At 46.7% G+C, this 16870-nt stretch carries 25 protein-coding genes and 1 rRNA gene; 24 read left to right on the top strand and 2 right to left on the bottom strand.

Annotation, left to right across the window (positions count from 1 at the left end):
• Positions 1 to 3: 3 nt before the first annotated feature.
• The 20 genes from rpsE (at position 4) to O9H32_RS30410 (ending at position 12929) form a co-directional block, all read left to right on the top strand.
• The gene (gene rpsE / locus O9H32_RS30505) at positions 4 to 501 is read left to right on the top strand and encodes a 30S ribosomal protein S5 (protein ID WP_269869865.1); all 498 of its coding nucleotides are present in this window, start codon (positions 4 to 6) and stop codon (positions 499 to 501) included.
• 10 nt (positions 502 to 511) lie between these two features.
• Entirely contained in the window at positions 512 to 700 is a 189-nt protein-coding gene (gene rpmD, locus O9H32_RS30500; protein ID WP_014372559.1) for a 50S ribosomal protein L30, read from the top strand.
• A 33-nt stretch (positions 701 to 733) separates the two neighbouring features.
• Complete coding sequence (rplO, locus tag O9H32_RS30495; protein WP_269869864.1) at positions 734 to 1174, top strand: 50S ribosomal protein L15; 441 nt, start codon at positions 734 to 736, stop codon at positions 1172 to 1174.
• Positions 1174 to 2475, top strand: a complete 1302-nt coding sequence (secY, locus tag O9H32_RS30490; protein WP_269869863.1) for a preprotein translocase subunit SecY — start codon at positions 1174 to 1176, stop codon at positions 2473 to 2475. Before rplO ends, secY begins: the two co-directional genes overlap by 1 nt.
• Positions 2476 to 2562: 87 nt before the next feature.
• The gene (locus O9H32_RS30485; RefSeq protein WP_269869862.1) at positions 2563 to 3213 is read left to right on the top strand and encodes an adenylate kinase; all 651 of its coding nucleotides are present in this window, start codon (positions 2563 to 2565) and stop codon (positions 3211 to 3213) included.
• Positions 3213 to 3965, top strand: coding sequence for a type I methionyl aminopeptidase (map, locus tag O9H32_RS30480; protein WP_269869861.1), 753 nt, complete (start codon positions 3213 to 3215; stop codon positions 3963 to 3965). The genes O9H32_RS30485 and map overlap by 1 nt, the downstream gene beginning before the upstream one ends.
• A 9-nt stretch (positions 3966 to 3974) precedes the next feature.
• The gene (locus O9H32_RS30475) at positions 3975 to 4259 is read left to right on the top strand and encodes a KOW domain-containing RNA-binding protein (protein ID WP_269869860.1); all 285 of its coding nucleotides are present in this window, start codon (positions 3975 to 3977) and stop codon (positions 4257 to 4259) included.
• Between the two features lie 26 nt (positions 4260 to 4285).
• Positions 4286 to 4504 carry a translation initiation factor IF-1 gene (gene infA, locus O9H32_RS30470; protein ID WP_009676800.1) on the top strand — a complete coding sequence of 73 codons (219 nt, stop codon included), beginning with the start codon at positions 4286 to 4288 and terminating at the stop codon, positions 4502 to 4504.
• A gap of 58 nt (positions 4505 to 4562) precedes the next feature.
• Entirely contained in the window at positions 4563 to 4676 is a 114-nt protein-coding gene (gene rpmJ, locus O9H32_RS30465) for a 50S ribosomal protein L36 (RefSeq protein ID WP_003333770.1), read from the top strand.
• A 16-nt stretch (positions 4677 to 4692) separates the two neighbouring features.
• Complete coding sequence (gene rpsM, locus O9H32_RS30460) at positions 4693 to 5061, top strand: 30S ribosomal protein S13 (RefSeq protein WP_269869859.1); 369 nt, start codon at positions 4693 to 4695, stop codon at positions 5059 to 5061.
• Positions 5062 to 5080: 19 nt separating this feature from the next.
• On the top strand, positions 5081 to 5476 hold the full coding sequence (gene rpsK, locus O9H32_RS30455) for a 30S ribosomal protein S11 (protein ID WP_013921137.1): 396 nt from the start codon (positions 5081 to 5083) through the stop codon (positions 5474 to 5476).
• Positions 5477 to 5603: 127 nt separating this feature from the next.
• Positions 5604 to 6548: a DNA-directed RNA polymerase subunit alpha gene (locus O9H32_RS30450; RefSeq protein ID WP_013921136.1), complete on the top strand. Its 945-nt coding sequence runs from the start codon at positions 5604 to 5606 to the stop codon at positions 6546 to 6548.
• A gap of 54 nt (positions 6549 to 6602) precedes the next feature.
• Positions 6603 to 6968 (top strand): 50S ribosomal protein L17, encoded by a 366-nt coding sequence (rplQ, locus tag O9H32_RS30445; protein ID WP_218095089.1) that lies wholly within the window; start codon positions 6603 to 6605, stop codon positions 6966 to 6968.
• A gap of 94 nt (positions 6969 to 7062) precedes the next feature.
• Positions 7063 to 7839 (top strand): tRNA pseudouridine(38-40) synthase TruA, encoded by a 777-nt coding sequence (gene truA, locus O9H32_RS30440; RefSeq protein WP_269869858.1) that lies wholly within the window; start codon positions 7063 to 7065, stop codon positions 7837 to 7839.
• A gap of 159 nt (positions 7840 to 7998) precedes the next feature.
• Positions 7999 to 8436: a 50S ribosomal protein L13 gene (gene rplM / locus O9H32_RS30435; RefSeq protein WP_269869857.1), complete on the top strand. Its 438-nt coding sequence runs from the start codon at positions 7999 to 8001 to the stop codon at positions 8434 to 8436.
• A gap of 19 nt (positions 8437 to 8455) precedes the next feature.
• Complete coding sequence (gene rpsI / locus O9H32_RS30430; protein WP_269869856.1) at positions 8456 to 8848, top strand: 30S ribosomal protein S9; 393 nt, start codon at positions 8456 to 8458, stop codon at positions 8846 to 8848.
• Positions 8849 to 9045: 197 nt separating this feature from the next.
• Positions 9046 to 9738 (top strand): phosphoadenylyl-sulfate reductase, encoded by a 693-nt coding sequence (locus O9H32_RS30425; RefSeq protein ID WP_269869855.1) that lies wholly within the window; start codon positions 9046 to 9048, stop codon positions 9736 to 9738.
• 27 nt (positions 9739 to 9765) lie between these two features.
• On the top strand, positions 9766 to 10941 hold the full coding sequence (gene sat / locus O9H32_RS30420; protein ID WP_269869854.1) for a sulfate adenylyltransferase: 1176 nt from the start codon (positions 9766 to 9768) through the stop codon (positions 10939 to 10941).
• Between the two features lie 73 nt (positions 10942 to 11014).
• Entirely contained in the window at positions 11015 to 11779 is a 765-nt protein-coding gene (gene cwlD, locus O9H32_RS30415) for an N-acetylmuramoyl-L-alanine amidase CwlD (RefSeq protein ID WP_269869853.1), read from the top strand.
• A 55-nt stretch (positions 11780 to 11834) separates the two neighbouring features.
• Positions 11835 to 12929 carry an Mrp/NBP35 family ATP-binding protein gene (locus O9H32_RS30410; RefSeq protein WP_269869852.1) on the top strand — a complete coding sequence of 365 codons (1095 nt, stop codon included), beginning with the start codon at positions 11835 to 11837 and terminating at the stop codon, positions 12927 to 12929.
• 58 nt (positions 12930 to 12987) lie between these two features.
• On the opposite strand, the gene gerD is transcribed toward O9H32_RS30410, so the two are convergent.
• Positions 12988 to 13761, bottom strand: coding sequence for a spore germination lipoprotein GerD (gene gerD / locus O9H32_RS30405; protein WP_269869851.1), 774 nt, complete (start codon positions 13759 to 13761; stop codon positions 12988 to 12990).
• Positions 13762 to 13898: 137 nt separating this feature from the next.
• Here gerD and O9H32_RS30400 point away from each other — a divergent pair, with 137 nt between their 5' ends.
• Entirely contained in the window at positions 13899 to 14498 is a 600-nt protein-coding gene (locus O9H32_RS30400) for a KinB-signaling pathway activation protein (RefSeq protein ID WP_269869850.1), read from the top strand.
• A 50-nt stretch (positions 14499 to 14548) separates the two neighbouring features.
• Here the strand turns inward: O9H32_RS30400 and pdaB are convergent, their stop codons facing one another.
• Positions 14549 to 15334 (bottom strand): polysaccharide deacetylase family sporulation protein PdaB, encoded by a 786-nt coding sequence (pdaB, locus tag O9H32_RS30395; protein WP_269869849.1) that lies wholly within the window; start codon positions 15332 to 15334, stop codon positions 14549 to 14551.
• A gap of 108 nt (positions 15335 to 15442) precedes the next feature.
• Between pdaB and O9H32_RS30390 the strand changes: the two genes are divergently transcribed.
• From O9H32_RS30390 to O9H32_RS30380, 3 genes are all read left to right on the top strand, one after another.
• Positions 15443 to 16066, top strand: coding sequence for a stage II sporulation protein M (locus tag O9H32_RS30390; RefSeq protein ID WP_269869848.1), 624 nt, complete (start codon positions 15443 to 15445; stop codon positions 16064 to 16066).
• Between the two features lie 169 nt (positions 16067 to 16235).
• Entirely contained in the window at positions 16236 to 16454 is a 219-nt protein-coding gene (locus O9H32_RS30385) for a hypothetical protein (RefSeq protein ID WP_269869906.1), read from the top strand.
• 330 nt (positions 16455 to 16784) lie between these two features.
• A 16S ribosomal RNA gene (locus O9H32_RS30380) occupies positions 16785 to 16870 on the top strand; the annotation flags it as partial.

Genomic DNA, 16870 nt, shown 5'->3' with positions numbered 1-16870 from the left:
GACTTGCGTATTGATCCCAATACTTTAGAATTAACTGAGAAAGTCGTGCAGATCAACCGCGTAGCTAAAGTCGTAAAAGGCGGACGCCGTTTTAGCTTTAGTGCACTTGTGGTTGTTGGCGACGGCAATGGTTGGGTAGGCGCTGGAATCGGTAAAGCCTCCGAAGTACCTGATGCGATTCGCAAAGGTATCGAAGATGCGAAGAAAAACCTGATTCATGTTCCTATCGTTGGAACCACTATTCCTCACCTGGTGACAGGTAAATTCGGAGCAGGTCAAGTTCTTCTGAAGCCTGCATCGAAGGGTACTGGTGTTATCGCGGGCGGACCGGTTCGTGCTGTTCTTGAACTGGCAGGCGTAGGCGATATTCTGACGAAATCCCTGGGTTCTTCCAATTCCATGAATATGGTAAACGCAACTCTCGAAGGCCTTCAACGCCTGAAGCGTGCGGAAGACGTTGCTAAGCTTCGCGGGAAAACCGTAGAAGAACTCTTAGGTTAGGAGGGATACCATGGCTAAGCAATTGCAAATTACCCTCAAGCGCAGCCTGATCGGTCGTCCTGAAACGCAGCGTCGTACAGTTGCCGCTCTCGGACTTCGCAAGCTGCATCAAACCGTAACACAAGCTGACAATGCTGCTATCCGCGGCATGGTCAACCAAGTGACTCACTTGGTGGAAGTAAAAGAAATCGAAGCGTAATGCTTAACCATATAGCTAGAGGAGGTGCAAACGATGAAATTACATGAACTTACATCTGCTCCAGGATCCCGCAGCGCTCGCAAACGTGTAGGTCGCGGTGTTGGTAGCGGAATGGGCAAAACGTCGACTCGCGGTCACAAAGGGCAAAACGCTCGTTCTGGTGGCGGTGTGCGTCCAGGTTTTGAGGGTGGTCAAAACCCACTTTATCGTCGCTTGCCGAAACGTGGATTTAACAACCCATTCCGTAAGGAATATGCTGTTATCAACGTTGAGGATCTGAACAAGTTTGCGGCGGGTACGGAAGTTACTCCAGAAGTTCTGCTTGAGTCTGGTATTGTCAATAACCCAAGAGACGGAATTAAAATTTTGGGTAACGGCGAAATCACGGTCGGGCTGAATGTGAAGGCGAGCAAATTCTCCCAATCTGCGGTAGAGAAAATCCAAGCTGCCGGCGGTCAAACCGAGGTGATTTAATGTTCCGTACCATATCCAATATTATGAAAGTAGACGATCTCCGGAAGCGTATTTTGTTTACGCTGCTGGTGCTGATCGTCTACAGAATTGGTGCGTTTATTCCGGTACCTAACATCAACACAGAGATTCTGAAACTTCAAGATCAAGCCAGCTCTACCGGTATATTCGGCTTGCTTAACACGTTCTCTGGCGGTGCATTGTTCCAGTTCTCCATTTTTGCAATGGGGATTATGCCGTACATCACGGCTTCGATCATTGTGCAGCTGCTGTCTATGGATGTCATTCCGACATTTACACAGTGGGCCAAAGAAGGTGAAGTAGGCAGAAAAAAGCTGGGGCAGATTACCCGTTACGGGACAATCGTTCTCGGCTTAATTCAAGCGTTTGGACTGGCGGTTGGGTTCAACCGTGCTTATTCTGGATTGGTTATCAATCCGACAATGACCACGTATGCCTTGATTGCCATTGTACTCACCGCGGGGACAGCTTTTCTGATGTGGTTAGGGGAACAAATCACCGAAAATGGGATTGGAAATGGTATTTCCATTATCATCTTCGCGGGTATCGTCGCAGGGATTCCGAATTCAATCGGACAGATTTATCAGACGCAGTTTACCGGTGCGGAAGGAGCGCTCTTCCTTAGCATTCTGAAGGTGGTACTGATCGCGATCGTTGTCATTGCAATGATCACGGGGGTCATCTTCGTGCAGCAGGGAGTTCGTAAAATTCCAGTTCAGTATGCAAAACGTGTAGTAGGCCGCAAAATGTTTGGAGGACAATCGACACACATTCCACTTAAAGTGAATGCAGCCGGTGTAATTCCAGTAATCTTTGCAGTATCGCTAATCATGTTTCCACCGACACTTGCCAGCTTCTGGGCCGGCAATTCGGTAGCAGACTGGATTATCACCAACTTTAACTATACTCACCCTCTAGGGATGACTTTGTATGTTTTGCTGATCATCGGGTTTACCTACTTCTACACCTTCGTTCAAATGAACCCAGTTCAAATGGCCGACCAGATGAAGAAGAACGGTGGTTATATTCCAGGTATTCGCCCTGGCAAGACGACTTCGGTTTATCTTACAAGGGTGATGACAAGAATCACCTTATCAGGGGCACTCTTCTTGGCGGCCATTTCGATTTTCCCGATGGTACTTGCGGGAGTAGCCGGACTGCCACAATCCGTACAGATTGGTGGTACCTCCTTGCTGATCGTTATTGGCGTAGGTCTCGAGACGATGAAACAAATCGAGAGCCAGTTGATCAAACGCCACTACAAGGGGTTCATTAACAAATAGCAAATAGGTACTGGTAGTTAACTTGTTAGCTATCGGCACCTATTGTGCTGTTAGCATCTATGGGTGATTGTGGGGGAGGAAGTCGCGGTGAATATCATCTTTATGGGCCCTCCTGGCGCCGGCAAAGGCACTCAGGCGGAAAGAATCGTTGATGAGTTTCAGATTCCGCATATTTCCACAGGGGATGCTTTCCGACTCGCGATGAAGCAAGAAACAGCGTTAGGTGTGGAAGCAAAGAAATATGTGGATCAAGGCTTGCTTGTTCCGGATGAGATCACCATTGGCATTGTCCGCGAACGTCTCCAGCAGCCTGACTGCAATAAAGGATTTTTGCTCGATGGGTTTCCGAGAACCATATCCCAGGCAGAGGCGCTAGATGAAATCGGCGCATCCATGGATAAATCCATTGAACATGTCGTTAACTTAAGTGTAGATCGGAATCTGCTGCTTGCACGTCTGACCGGGCGTCGAATCTGCAGATCCTGCGGTGCGACGTATCATATCTTGTTTAACCCTCCTGCACGTGAGAATGTTTGTGACAAGTGTTCTGGTGAGTTGTATCAGCGCTCGGATGACACCGAGGAAAAAGTAGGGACTCGTTTGGACGAGTATATCAATAAAACCGCTCCACTGCTTGAGTACTACCGTAACAAAGGAATATTGCGTGAGGTTAACGGTGAGCAAGAAATTAATACGGTCACTGCACAAATCAGTTCACTATTGCGAGGGCAAGCGTAATGATCATTTGTAAGTCTGCAGCTGAATTGGAATTGATGCGGGAGGCTGGCCGCATAGTAGCCGAAACGCATCGTCTGCTCAAGCAGTCCATTCAGCCCGATATTACAACGAAAGAGCTCGATCAGATCGCAGAAGACTATATTCGCAGTCAGGGCGCAATCCCCTCTTTCAAAGGCTATAACGGATTCTCCGGAAGTATCTGCGCTTCGGTTAACGATGAATTGGTTCATGGCATACCTGGTCAGAGAAAGCTGAAGGATGGTGACATCATCAGCATTGATATCGGCGCTCAGTACAAGGGATATCACGGGGATTCGGCTTGGACGTATGGTGTGGGGACGATTTCGGATACTGCTCGCAAGTTGCTGGAAGTATCGGAACGTTCTTTGTACGCTGGACTGGCGGAAGCCAAGCCGGATGTACGTCTGTATACCATCTCCCATGCCATTCAGAAAGTGATTGAAGATGAAGGTTTTTCAGTTGTTCGCGAATATGTAGGTCATGGCATTGGAACCGAGCTTCACGAAGAACCACAGATTCCGAACTACGGCGTGCCGGATCGCGGTCCGCGGCTAAGGCCGGGTATGGTACTTGCAATCGAGCCAATGGTTAACGTGGGTGAACGATATGTAAAAACCCTCGAAGATAATTGGACGGTTGTCACAGTGGATGGCACATTGTGCGCTCACTTCGAGCATACCATAGCGATTACGGCGGATGGATACGAGATTTTGACGCGTATTCAATCGTAGATTCAGAGTATGGCGAGTTCTCTATTGCCTCAGATCGGACAGATCGTCAGAGTAATTCGGGGACAGGATACCGGGAAGCATGCCGTCATAATCGGCGTCGTAGACCAACGATACGTGTGGATCGCTGACGGCAGCAAACGGAAGTTCGATGAACCGAAGAAGAAGAACTTGATTCATCTTGAGCTTTTGCCTGTGTTTAGTACGGAAGTGTCTGATAGCATCCGCTCCAGCGGTCGTGTAACGAACGGCAAGTTGCGGTTTGCACTGAACAAATATGTCGAACCATCATCCTAAGAAGCAAAAGAGAAAGGAGAATGACTGTGGCCAAAGAAGATGTGATTGAAGTTGAAGGTACAGTGATTGAACCTCTTCCGAATGCAATGTTTAAGGTGGAACTGGAGAACGGCCATAAGATACTTGCTCATGTATCAGGGAAAATCAGGATGCACTTTATCCGGATCCTGCCCGGAGATAAAGTGACAGTGGAACTCTCTCCATATGATTTAACCAGAGGCCGTATAACCTATCGTTTTAAATAAATCGTTAGTAACGTTTATGAAGTAGTTTGCTCCCGCAAACTTTGAGGAGGTAACCACCATGAAGGTAAGACCATCGGTCAAGCCGATTTGCGAAAAATGCAAAGTCATTCGCCGCAAAGGGAACGTTATGGTAATCTGCGAAAACCCGAAACACAAACAAAAACAAGGCTAAGGAGGTGCTGAGTTAAATGGCACGTATTGCTGGTGTAGACTTGCCTCGTGACAAACGAGTAGTCATCGCTTTGACTTACATTTTCGGTATCGGTAACACTACGGCTCAAAAAATCGTAGCAGAAACAGGTATCGACGCAAGCACTCGCGTTCGCGATCTGACAGAAGATGAAGTAAGCAAAATCCGTGATGTGATCGACAAAACCCTGAAGGTTGAAGGCGACCTGCGTCGTGAGATTTCCCTGAACATCAAGCGTCTGATCGAGATCGGTTGCTACCGTGGAGTTCGCCATCGTCGTGGCCTGCCTGTTCGCGGTCAGCGCACTAAGACAAACGCTCGTACGCGCAAAGGTCCTCGTCGTACTGTAGCTAATAAAAAGAAATAGTAAAGGAGGGAACATCTAAATGGCTAAACCTAAAAAAGTCGTACGTACGAAACGCCGTGACCGGAAAAACATCGACTCTGGCGTTGCGCATATCCGCTCCACATTCAACAATACCATCGTTACTATTACGGATCCACATGGCAATGCCATCTCTTGGGCAAGTGCCGGTAACCTGGGCTTCAAAGGCTCCCGTAAAAGCACTCCATTTGCTGCGCAAATGGCTGCTGAGTCTGCTGCCAAGGCTGCAATGGAACATGGTATGAAAGCAGTTGAAGTTATGGTTAAAGGACCGGGCGCAGGTCGCGAAGCAGCAATTCGTTCGCTGCAAGCAGCAGGTTTGGAAGTCAACCTGATTAAAGACGTAACCCCTATTCCTCATAACGGATGCCGTCCTCCGAAACGCCGTCGTGTCTAATTTAGGATCTCTAAGCTGGGTGGTATAAATATCCAAAAGGTGTGAATACTATTTGGATAGGCATACTGCGCGTTCTATACGTCTTAAGTTATCCAAAGGGAAACGACGTTTGAAGGAGGGTTAAACCTTGATCGAAATCGAAAAGCCGAAAATAGAAACCGTATCATTGAGTGAAGACGGCTCTTATGGCAAATTTGTCGTAGAGCCCCTCGAAAGAGGCTACGGAACTACGCTCGGTAACTCGCTACGCAGAATCTTGCTATCGTCTCTGCCCGGAGCAGCAGTAACTTCCGTGCAGATCGATGGGGTTCTGCACGAGTTTTCCACGATTCCAGGGGTCATGGAAGATGTTACGGAGATTATCCTAAACCTGAAGGGCTTGTCGCTCAAGATCCACTCCGATGAGGAGAAGGTTCTTGAGATTGATGCTGAGGGTGAAGGGGCTGTTGTGGCTGGCGATATTCGTGGTGATAGTGATGTGGAGATCTTAAATCCGGATCTGCACATTGCTACCCTATCCTCCGACTCCAGACTTCACATGAGAATTCATGCGAACCGCGGCCGGGGATATGTATCGGCAGACAAGAACAAAAAAGAGGATCAGCCGATCGGCGTGATTCCGATCGATTCGATCTATACTCCGATTACCCGTGTCAATTACAGCGTAGAGAATACCCGTGTGGGTCAAGTGACCAACTATGACAAGTTGACTCTCGAAGTTTGGTCTGATGGGAGTATTCGTCCAGAAGAAGCCGTCAGCTTAGGCGCCAAGATCCTCACGGAGCATTTGATGCTGTTTGTCGGTCTGACCGATGAAGCAAAAGATGCGGAGATCATGGTAGAGAAGGAAGAAGACAAAAAAGAGAAGGTCCTTGAGATGACGATCGAGGAGTTGGATCTTTCTGTTCGTTCCTACAACTGTTTGAAGCGTGCGGGTATCAACACGGTTCAAGAATTGATTACAAAAACGGAAGAAGATATGATGAAGGTCCGCAATTTGGGACGCAAATCTCTTGAAGAAGTACAAGAGAAGCTCGAAGAGCTTGGTCTTGGCCTCAGAATGGAAGACTAGCATCCACAAGTATGCGTGCCCTCTCACCATTAAGCAGAAGGAGGTTGCACACACATGGCATACCAAAAGTTGGGTCGTGATTCCAGCGCACGTAAAGCTTTGTTTCGTGACCTGGTAACAGACTTGTTCATACATGAACGTATTCAAACGACTGAAGCGAAAGCGAAAGAACTTCGCTCGATCGCTGAAAAACTGATTACTCTGGCAAAGCGTGGGGATCTGCATGCGCGCCGTCAAGTAGCATCTTTCGTACGTCGTGAGGCAGCTAACGAGAACCAAGACGCCATTCAGAAGCTTTTTGCTGATCTGGCTCCACGTTACGCGGAGCGTCAAGGCGGTTACACTCGGATCTTGAAGCTGGGTCCTCGCCGCGGCGATGCTGCACCTATGGTTTACCTCGAACTGGTAGACCGCGCTTAAAGAGAAAAGGATGGGAAAGGGTGGACGGGATCTAACGATTCTGATGAAACCCTTTTTTTCTTGTACTTTTGGATTAATGTATGGAGGACAGGCCTTGAGAAACATAAGCATGAGTATCAGCTATGATGGGACAGCTTACCATGGGTTCCAGACTCAGCCTGAACATAATACGGTACAAGACCAGTTGGAAGAGGCCATACTCTATCTTACGGGAGAAAAAGTGAAGTTGACTTCTTCAGGTCGGACGGATGCAGGTGTTCATGCCAGAGGACAGGTCATCAACGTACATACGGAATCTAACATTCCAATTGATCGCTGGTGCCATGCAATGAACTCGCGGCTCCCGAATGATATTGTAGTATGGCGTGCCCAAGAGGTTCCTTTGAACTTCCATGCCCGGCGTTCTGCGAAACGTAAGACATATCGGTATACCGTTCGATGCGGAAGGCTGCTTGATCCTTTCAAACGACAATATGAACTTCATCATCCCGCTGCTTTAGATGTGGAGAGAATGAGGGAAGGTTTATTGCATTTAGTCGGTGAACACGATTTTACGTCTTATTGTTCCACGCGGACCGCATCTCCTACTCATGTTCGTACCATTTACGAAGCGAGATTGGAATGTGAACCACTAGATGAAGAGCTTCAATCGTATGCTATTCATTTTTATGTGACGGGTAATGGGTTTCTCTATAATATGGTTAGAATTATCGTCGGCACCATCCTGGAGGTCGGAGAAGGAAAGCGGACCAGCTCGGCCATCGGGGATATTCTTGCGGCCCGGAACCGATCCAAGGCAGGGCCAACGGCTATGGCACATGGCCTGATGCTATGGGAAGTTTTTTATGGTGAAGCCGTGCGAATGTCTTGAAAAGTTCTCTAAAGTATAGTATAATTATCTTTGGTGTTTCTTGATTGGCTATCCCACGGCCCCGGGTCTTGAAATGCTGCCAAAGCAGTACAACGTAATACCTAACCTAACTCATGTTTGATAATGGAACCGAAGATAGATTCTAGGAGGAACATTTACATGCGTACCACATATATGGCGAAGCCAAATGAAGTAGAACGCAAATGGTACATCATTGATGCTACCGATAAGACGCTTGGACGTCTGGCCAGTGAAGCTGCAAGCATCCTTCGTGGCAAACACAAGCCTGAATTCACTCCGCATGTTGATGCTGGCGACTTCGTAGTCATCATCAATGCTGAGAAGATTGTTCTCACAGGGAAGAAAATGCAGAACAAAATGTACTATCGTCACTCCTTGCACCCAGGCGGTCTGAAGGTTACGTCTGCTGCAGACATGCTGAAGAATAAGCCGGAGCGTATGCTTGAACTTGCTATCCACGGCATGCTTCCAAAGAACCGTCTTGGTAATCGCATCAAGCTGAAGCTTAAAGTATACGCAGGTGCGGAGCATCCGCATCAAGCACAACAACCAGTAGTTTGGGAACTTCGCGGTTAATTAAAGGGAGGATTGTCTTGTGGCACAAGTTCAATATTATGGCACCGGCCGTCGTAAGCACTCTGTAGCACGTGTACGTCTCGTACCGGGCGAAGGCCGTATCGTTATCAACAAGCGTGAATTGGATGAGTATTTCGGTCTGGAGACCCTGAAGCTGATCGTAAAACAACCGCTTAACCTGACTGAGACTGTAACGAAATACGACATTCTTGTTCTGGCACACGGCGGTGGTATTACTGGTCAAGCAGGAGCTATTCGTCACGGTATCTCCCGTGCATTGCTTAAGGCTGACCCTGAGTTCCGTGGCGCCCTGAAAAAAGCGGGATTCCTGACTCGTGACCCTCGTATGAAAGAGCGTAAGAAGTACGGCCTCAAGGCTGCTCGCCGCGCTCCTCAGTTCTCCAAGCGTTAAGATTTATACTCAGAACCCTTTTCGGTTATACGAAAAGGGTTTTTTGTTTTCACCGAATAGGATTACCAATAATAAGATAGGGATAAAGCCCAGCGAAAAATTCTAATTGACAAAAAGTGGCCCATCATTATAATTAGAATCAAATATCATAAAACACATTATCATACTCGGAATTAAAGATCGGGAGGTAAATAACAATGAATTTATTTGAAAAAGAAGCGCTGATTAATCAAGCTGCCCAAGAATTTGAAGATCAGACTCCAGAAGCACTTTTAGCCTGGGCGGTAGAAAGATTTCCCAATATCACACTCGCCTGTAGTTTCGGGGCTGAAGACGTAGTTCTCGTCGACATGCTCCAGAAGGTAAGCCCCAAAACCGATATCTTCTACCTTGATACGAACGTGCATTTTAAAGAAACATATGAAACACGCGACCGTCTTCAACAGCATTATGGAATGCAATTTGTACAAGTGCTCCCTAAATTAACTTTGGAAGAGCAGGCATTGAAGCATGGCGAGGAGTTATGGAAAACATCCCCGACAGATTGCTGTAATATCCGTAAGGTGGATCCTCTGACGGATATTTTGAAAAATTATGATGCATGGTTTACAGGTATTCGCCGCGATCAGGCACCAACACGGGCGAACGCGAAAAAAGTAGAATATGATGTGAAGTTTGGTCTGGTTAAATTTAATCCCCTCGCGAGCTGGACATCGGAAGATGTGTGGGATTATATCCGTAATAACAACATCATTTATAACCCGCTGCATGACATGAATTATCCAAGCATCGGCTGTGAACACTGCACACGCCAGGTTGCTGTCGGAGAAGATCCTAGAGCTGGACGTTGGGCTGGTTTTGAAAAAACGGAATGCGGATTGCATAAATAAATAGTAAATAAGTTTGGAGGATGCAGCATGACTCAGACGATCCAGCCTCATGGCGGAACACTTATTAATCGCGTGGTTGAAGGCGCAGCAAGAGAAGAATTATTGAAGCAAGCAGAAGGGCTTTACCAGCTCAAGATTAACACATGGACGATCTCCGATTTGGATTTGATTGGTGTGGGGGCATTTTCTCCTCTAACCGGTTTCATGGGTAAGGAAGATTACCATTCTGTTGTAGAGAGCATGCGTCTGGCTAACGGGACGGTGTGGAGTATTCCGATTACTCTAGCCGTGGAAGAACAGGTAGCAGGCGCACTTAGCGAAGGTCAGGATGTGGCCCTGGTAGGGGAAGCGGACGGCGTAGTGTATGGTCTGATCCGTGTTGAGAGTATTTATCAAGTTGATCAGAAGAATGAAGCCGTTAAGGTATTCAAAACGGACGACACGGAACACCCAGGTGTTCAAAAGCTTCTTTCTCGTCCTCATACGTACATCGGTGGTCCCGTACAAGTACTGAATCGGCCGAAGCCTGAGAAGTTTGAGGACTTTTATTATGATCCGTCCGTGACACGTCAAATCTTCGCCGAGAAGGGCTGGAGAACGGTTGTAGGCTTCCAAACTCGTAATCCGGTACACCGGGCTCATGAGTATATCCAAAAGAGCGCTATGGAAATTGTGGATGCCCTTTTCTTGAATCCGTTGGTGGGCGAAACCAAATCGGATGATATCTCCGCTGATGTCCGTATGCGCAGTTATTTGGTTTTACTTGAGAATTATTATCCAAAGGATCGTGTATTCCTTGGTGTCTTCCCGGCTGCTATGCGTTATGCTGGCCCAAGAGAAGCCATTTTCCATGCCATGGTTCGCAAAAATTATGGTTGCACTCATTTCATTGTGGGCCGCGATCACGCCGGCGTAGGCGATTACTACGGAACATATGAAGCCCAAGAGATATTCAGCAACTTCACTGCAGAAGAACTAGGCATTACGCCGTTGTTCTTCGAGCACAGTTTCTTCTGCACCAAATGTGGTAACATGGCTTCTAGCAAGACTTGCCCGCATACCAAAGAAGACCATATGCACCTGTCGGGTACGAAGGTTCGTGCATTGCTTCGTGACGGACAGTGTCCGCCGCCACAGTTTACACGTCCGGAAGTAGCCGAAGTGCTGATAGAAGGTATGAAAGAACCTGAATACCAAGTCTAATCTGATTGGTCTAATAATCCACCTTGTCCCATAAGATGAAAGTGAGTCTATGGGGATGCGAGGTGGATTTTTCATGTTCCGAAGAAAGAAGAGGGTCATTGTCTGGTTGACGATGCACGGTGGACTGAAGATCGGAATGTCAGCATTGCTCGTTACATTAATGCTGTTCCTGTTTACCTATGAGCTGCCGAGTACCAAAACCTGGACCTACTGGACGATGCCACTGTCAGGTAAAGTTATTGCTCTGGATGCGGGGCATGGAGGACCGGACGGTGGGGCGAGTAGTAAAGATGGTCTGGTTGAGAAAGACGTTAATCTGGCAATAACTAAATATTTACGTGATTATTTGCAGCAGGCCGGAGCTTTAGTAGTGATGACGCGGGAAGAGGATAAGGATCTCGCTGATCCTTCGACCAAGGGATACAGCCGGCGGAAGACGGAGGACTTACATAAAAGAGCGGAGTTTGTGGTTCAGCAAAAATCGGACTTGCTGATTTCCATTCATATGAATAGTATTCCATCTGCCAAATGGTCCGGTGCTCAGACCTTTTTTAATCCAGAAGAGAACGGGAAGGAGAACGCACGTTTGGCCATGCTGATTCAGGACGAAATTATTAAGAATCTAGAGAATACAGATCGTATAGCCAAGCAGGCGGACAAAGAGATTTTCTTGCTGAAGGCGATGCGTATTCCAAGCGCTTTGGTTGAGGTTGGTTTTCTATCCAATCCGACAGAAGCGGGGCTGCTCAGGAGTTCGTCATATCAAAAGAAAGTCGCCGCATCGATATACCAGGGAATTCTTCGTTTCTATTCGGGTAAGAAAGTGGGACCAAGCTAAAATTGTGATATAATAACATCAGATGAATTCCATAACCTACCGCTGAGGTGACACTGTGGCAACCAAAGAAGAGCTGCTGGCCTCCATAAGCCAGCTGAAAGACCCCGAATTTGGCTTAAGTCTTGTTGAATTGCAATTTGTAAGGGATATGGTTATAAGAGAGAATGGGGTTGCGGCAACAGTACTGCTGTCCCAGGAAGACGAATCGTATAGATCAAACCTGCAGCATGCTATAACGGATGCGTTTCAGAAAGCAGGTGCAGCGGATGTCCATTTGCGTTTCCGGACTTTAACGGACTATGACCGCAGTGAGGCCGCTAAGAGAGTACAGGAGCCTTCGCCAACCTTCAATGGTATACAGGGGGCATCTGAGCGAGAATCCATGAATGTATTGGATGAACAATCCGGAGTAAAATGCATCGCGATCGCTAGCGGTAAAGGGGGAGTCGGCAAGTCTACAGTCACTGTAAACTTGGCAGTGGCTCTTGCGCGAATCGGTAAAAAAGTCGGCCTCGTGGATGCAGATATTTATGGGTTTAGTGTTCCGGATATGATGGGCATTGAAGAGCGCCCCCAGATGGTGGACAACCGTATTTTACCCGTAGAGAAATTTGGCGTTAAGGTCATTTCCATGGGCTTTTTTGTGGAAGAGAACACGCCCGTCATCTGGCGGGGGCCGATGCTCGGAAAGATGTTGAGGAATTTCTTTAGTGAGGTAGAGTGGGGGGAACTCGATTACATTCTGTTGGACCTTCCGCCGGGCACTGGTGATGTCGCTCTGGATGTTCATCAGATGATCCCGCACAGCAAAGAGATTATTGTTACGACTCCTCATGCTACGGCTGCTTTTGTAGCGGCTCGGGCTGGGGCCATGGCCATCCATACCGAACATGAAATTCTGGGTATAGTAGAGAACATGTCTTATTACGCTTGTGAGCAATGCGGCAATAAGCAATATGTGTTTGGGCGTGGTGGAGGTGCCAAGCTCGCAGAAGAGCTGCATACCGGCTTGCTTGCACAAATTCCATTAGGCGTACCAGACAATCATGTAGCTGAGCCGGATTATTCCCCTTCAGTGTATAAAGCAGAGACGGTAACCGGCAAGATTTACCTCGAAATTGCTCAAGAGGTCATTAGAAAGCTTGGGTAATATAGCAAAGGACTGGCCTATTGGCCGGTCCTTTGTTTGAATGCGGCGGATGGAGGTATTATTCTTGTTTCTTTTTCTCTCCGCCTTCTTCACTTTTTTTCTCTCCACCTTCTTCTCCGCCTTCGCCCCCGCCTTCTTCTCCACCGGAGCCGCCACCTTCACCTCCGCCGCCGGAGCCTCCCTCTTCTTTCTTTTGATCTTGCCCCTCGCCTTGTTTCTTCTCTCCACCACCGCCACCAGAACCTTGAGATTGAGCTTTAGGCGTCGATTCTTCCTGCAGCACCTTCTTCATCAGTTCCATCAATTCAAGCCGGAATAGGGGGCTCTGCAGCGATTCTTGGATAACGGTCTTGGTCTGGGTTCGATAAGGGGTTGATTTCATCGTGTCGAGCAGCATCCCTTCAAACTCAGGACTTTTCATGGCATCCATCATCTGTTTTTGGTATTCGGGATCCTTTAACAAGTCCTTTTGCAATTGCTTCGTATCCTTTTGAATTGCTTTGGCAAATTGACCCGCAAATTTAGGATCCGAAATCATAGTTTGAAGGAATTTGTTACTGTCAGTATCAATGAGAACATCTTTGACGGCCAACTGCAGCTGCTGGGTATCTCCAGCAGAAAGAAGGGATAATTTGCTGGTATTGCTGACCGTTGCTTCTTGGATGGCTTTTCGCCCATCCTCCGTTTTAAGAATATCGAGGACCATAGATTTTGTATCTTTGTAAGTATTGCTGTTGCTGCCTGAAGCTTGTTGTTGAGGTTCCGAGCCACAGGCCGCCAGGATGCCGACCATCACGACAGCGGGTACGATACGCTTCCAACGCTTGATCATCAGGGACAGGCCCCTTTCATTGTTTTGCGGTTAGTATTTGTACGAAAGAAGCAGTTTAACACAATTCTTGTTAGCTTTTTATTGTGAAGGTTGGTACAATTAACTGTTGTAACTACTGGAGTTGGGGGTACGGGACTGTGACTTTGCGTAAATGGTTTTATCTATTCTGGACAACGATGTTCATAGGGGCCGGTACGGCATTAGTAGCTGGATTATTTTTGCAGCTAAGCGACCAGGAAGTAACATGGGGCGGTAAAGAAATGGGATTTAGTGCAGCCACCATGCTGCTTGGGGGAGCCACTATCAGCGTCCTTAGTCAGATGGGATTTTTCGCTTATCTGATTTTTCGATATATGGTTATGGGGATGATTCGCAACAAGGGAACTTGGAATATGCTCCAATTGATTGTTATCATCATCGTAATGTTTGATTTGATTTATTTACGCTATACGGGATCCTCAGGCGAGAAGGGATGGACGGCCTTTCTCATACTGCCTCTTTTCGTGGCTTTGTCTGGATTCGGAGCAGCATGGTGGAAAGTGCGAATGACCAATGCATCCTCTTGGATACCGACTTTATTCTTCATGATCGCCGTTACAGCCATTGAGGCCGTACCTTCGTTAAGATTAAACAACGCGCCTTCTACGGTCTTTATGATGGTCCCCCTGATCTCATGTAATGCATGGCAGATTCTGATCCTAAGCAAAGTTTTAAAAACAAACAAAGAGCCGTTGTAATAACGGCTCTTCCTTGTTTATTAACTGAAGAGAGCGGGGGAACCCTGGGATTACTCTATATGCTTAAAAGTCTGATCTTCAACTGGGGATTTATTGTCTACGTGGGTTCCTTTAATAAGTGCACTTACACTGACAAATTCGTAACCTTTCCCTTTCAAATCATCGATTATTCGGGGAAGTGCCTCGTGAGTTTGTTTGGAAGAGTCACTTGCATGCATTAGGATTATGTCACCGGGATGAGCCTTGGACACTACTCGGTTGACAATTTGGTCCACGCCCGGATTTTTCCAGTCAAGTGAATCGGTATCCCACTGAATGACCGTATAATTCATTTCGTTGGCAATACGGAGGACCCTTTTATCATAGTCCCCATTAGGCAATCTGAGTAATTTAGGACGCGTTCCGATGACTTCGGTCAACACCTGATTCGAAGTCTGCAGTTGTTGTCGGATTTCTTCATCGCTAAGAGAGCTGTAATTTACGTGTTTATGCCCATGATTTCCGATCTCCCATCCGTTCTTTGCAATTTTGGAAACCATCTCCGGATGAGTTTTACTCCAAGGGGAGGATAAGAAGAATGTTGCTTGTTTAACTCCTTTATCTTCGAGAACTTTAAGAATAGGTTCGGTTCTCTTATCGCCCCACGAGATGTCGAAGGTTAGAGCAATCACTTTTTTTTCGGTGGGAACGTTATAGATCGCTGCAGGTTCATTTTGAGAGAAGACAGTTACGTTGCCCCTTTCTGAATATACGATTCCGATGGCAAACAGAAATGCAACGGTAATGATAAGTGCTTGTTTAACTTTTTTACCGTTCATCACATAAAAAAAATTCACAATACGGCCTCCCTATCCGCCTCATACGTTAAGGCTTGTTTGAACTTAAGATGATACAATGTATGCTCGTACCACTAATTTATGCTCAAGTGCTAGGAGGATAACGAAGTGAACTGGAAACTGACTTGGCTACAAGCGAAGGAAATGAAGCACTATTTTATTGCTTCTACATTGGTTATGCTGGTAGGGATATACATGGGGGCGGCTTCGTCGGAAAGATTCGATAATATGATTCTTGGCCAGATGGAAGCTCTCAAGGATATCTTGGAAACAACGAAAGAAGCGCCCAATCAGCAGTGGTCGATTTTCTGGCTGATATTCTGGAATAATGCTTCTAAGTCGTTAATCATTATTGCACTTGGGGCATTCTTAGGTCTGCCGCCATTATTCTTTTTAGTGGTGAACGGTTTGCTTATTGGTTATATCAGTGTGCTGGTCGTGGAGAAAGAATCTTGGACAGTATTAATTAAGACTATCGTCCCTCATGGCATTTTGGAACTGCCGGCCGTCATTGTGGCTTGTGCCTATGGGCTTAGACTTGGGATCCTGGTGCTCAAATGGTTGATCTCTATACCGAGCCCGGCACGGAAAGGAATAGTGTCCCAGCAGTTTTTACGTTACTTTCGTACCCTCCCTGTTGTGGCGGTTATGCTTGTAGCGGTCCTTTTTATTGCCGCGGTAATCGAGAGCACTCTGACATTCTGGTTAGCATCCGGAGTAAAAATATCATAAGACGCACTCATAAAAATGCCAAAAACTGTGCATAACAGTAAAGCGATGGTAGTTGCTTGTTGGCGTGAGAAGGGGATGCACTGGCCGAGCCAAAGTTGAATCTTAAAGCGGGTCAGAGTATTCTCTTTTTTTCTGGCTTATGCTACTCGAAAGGGGCAGTTCAGTGAGCATGTTGGGCTTCTTGTTTAATGAGCGCGAATGCAGAGAGTTGGATTATGTATTACGTAAAGAACTGGATGAGATGCTGTTTGATCTTAATGACAAAAGAATTGATGCAGACATTAAGGTGGCCATTGAATCCAGATACAAAGTCATCTTTCGTATGTATGCCCGATTGGCGTCTCCACGAGAAATATCAAGATATGCGAGGAATCGGATGTATCACTGAAGATTAAAATAAAGATTTCAAAGAAGTCTTGACTACTAAATTTTCCTGTGGTATCTTATTACTCGTTCTCATTTATCGGACAAGTTGTCGCAAACAAGATTGAAATTAAAAACTTCAAAAAAGAACTTGCACAAACTTGGGTGAATGTGTTACATTAGGAAAGTCGCCGCTTGAGAAGGTGACATAAAACGACAGCTGTTGAAGAAAAATGTAATTCAAAGATGCTGTTGTATGATTGCCCTTTGAAAACTGAACATCGAGTGAGTGTTAAATATAGAAGCTCAGCAATGAGATTCTGCCATGCTTCAAAATGAGCAAGTCAGCTTTTCTTTAATGGAGAGTTTGATCCTGGCTCAGGACGAACGCTGGCGGCGTGCCTAATACATGCAAGTCGAGCGGATCATTTCCTTCGGGGA

It is taken from the genome of Paenibacillus caseinilyticus, assembly GCF_027533645.1.
GTDB classification, from domain to species: Bacteria; Bacillota; Bacilli; order Paenibacillales; family NBRC-103111; genus Paenibacillus_G; species Paenibacillus_G caseinilyticus.
The sequence above is the reverse complement of the archived record's forward strand: the minus strand, read 5'-3'. Positions and strand labels throughout refer to the sequence as shown.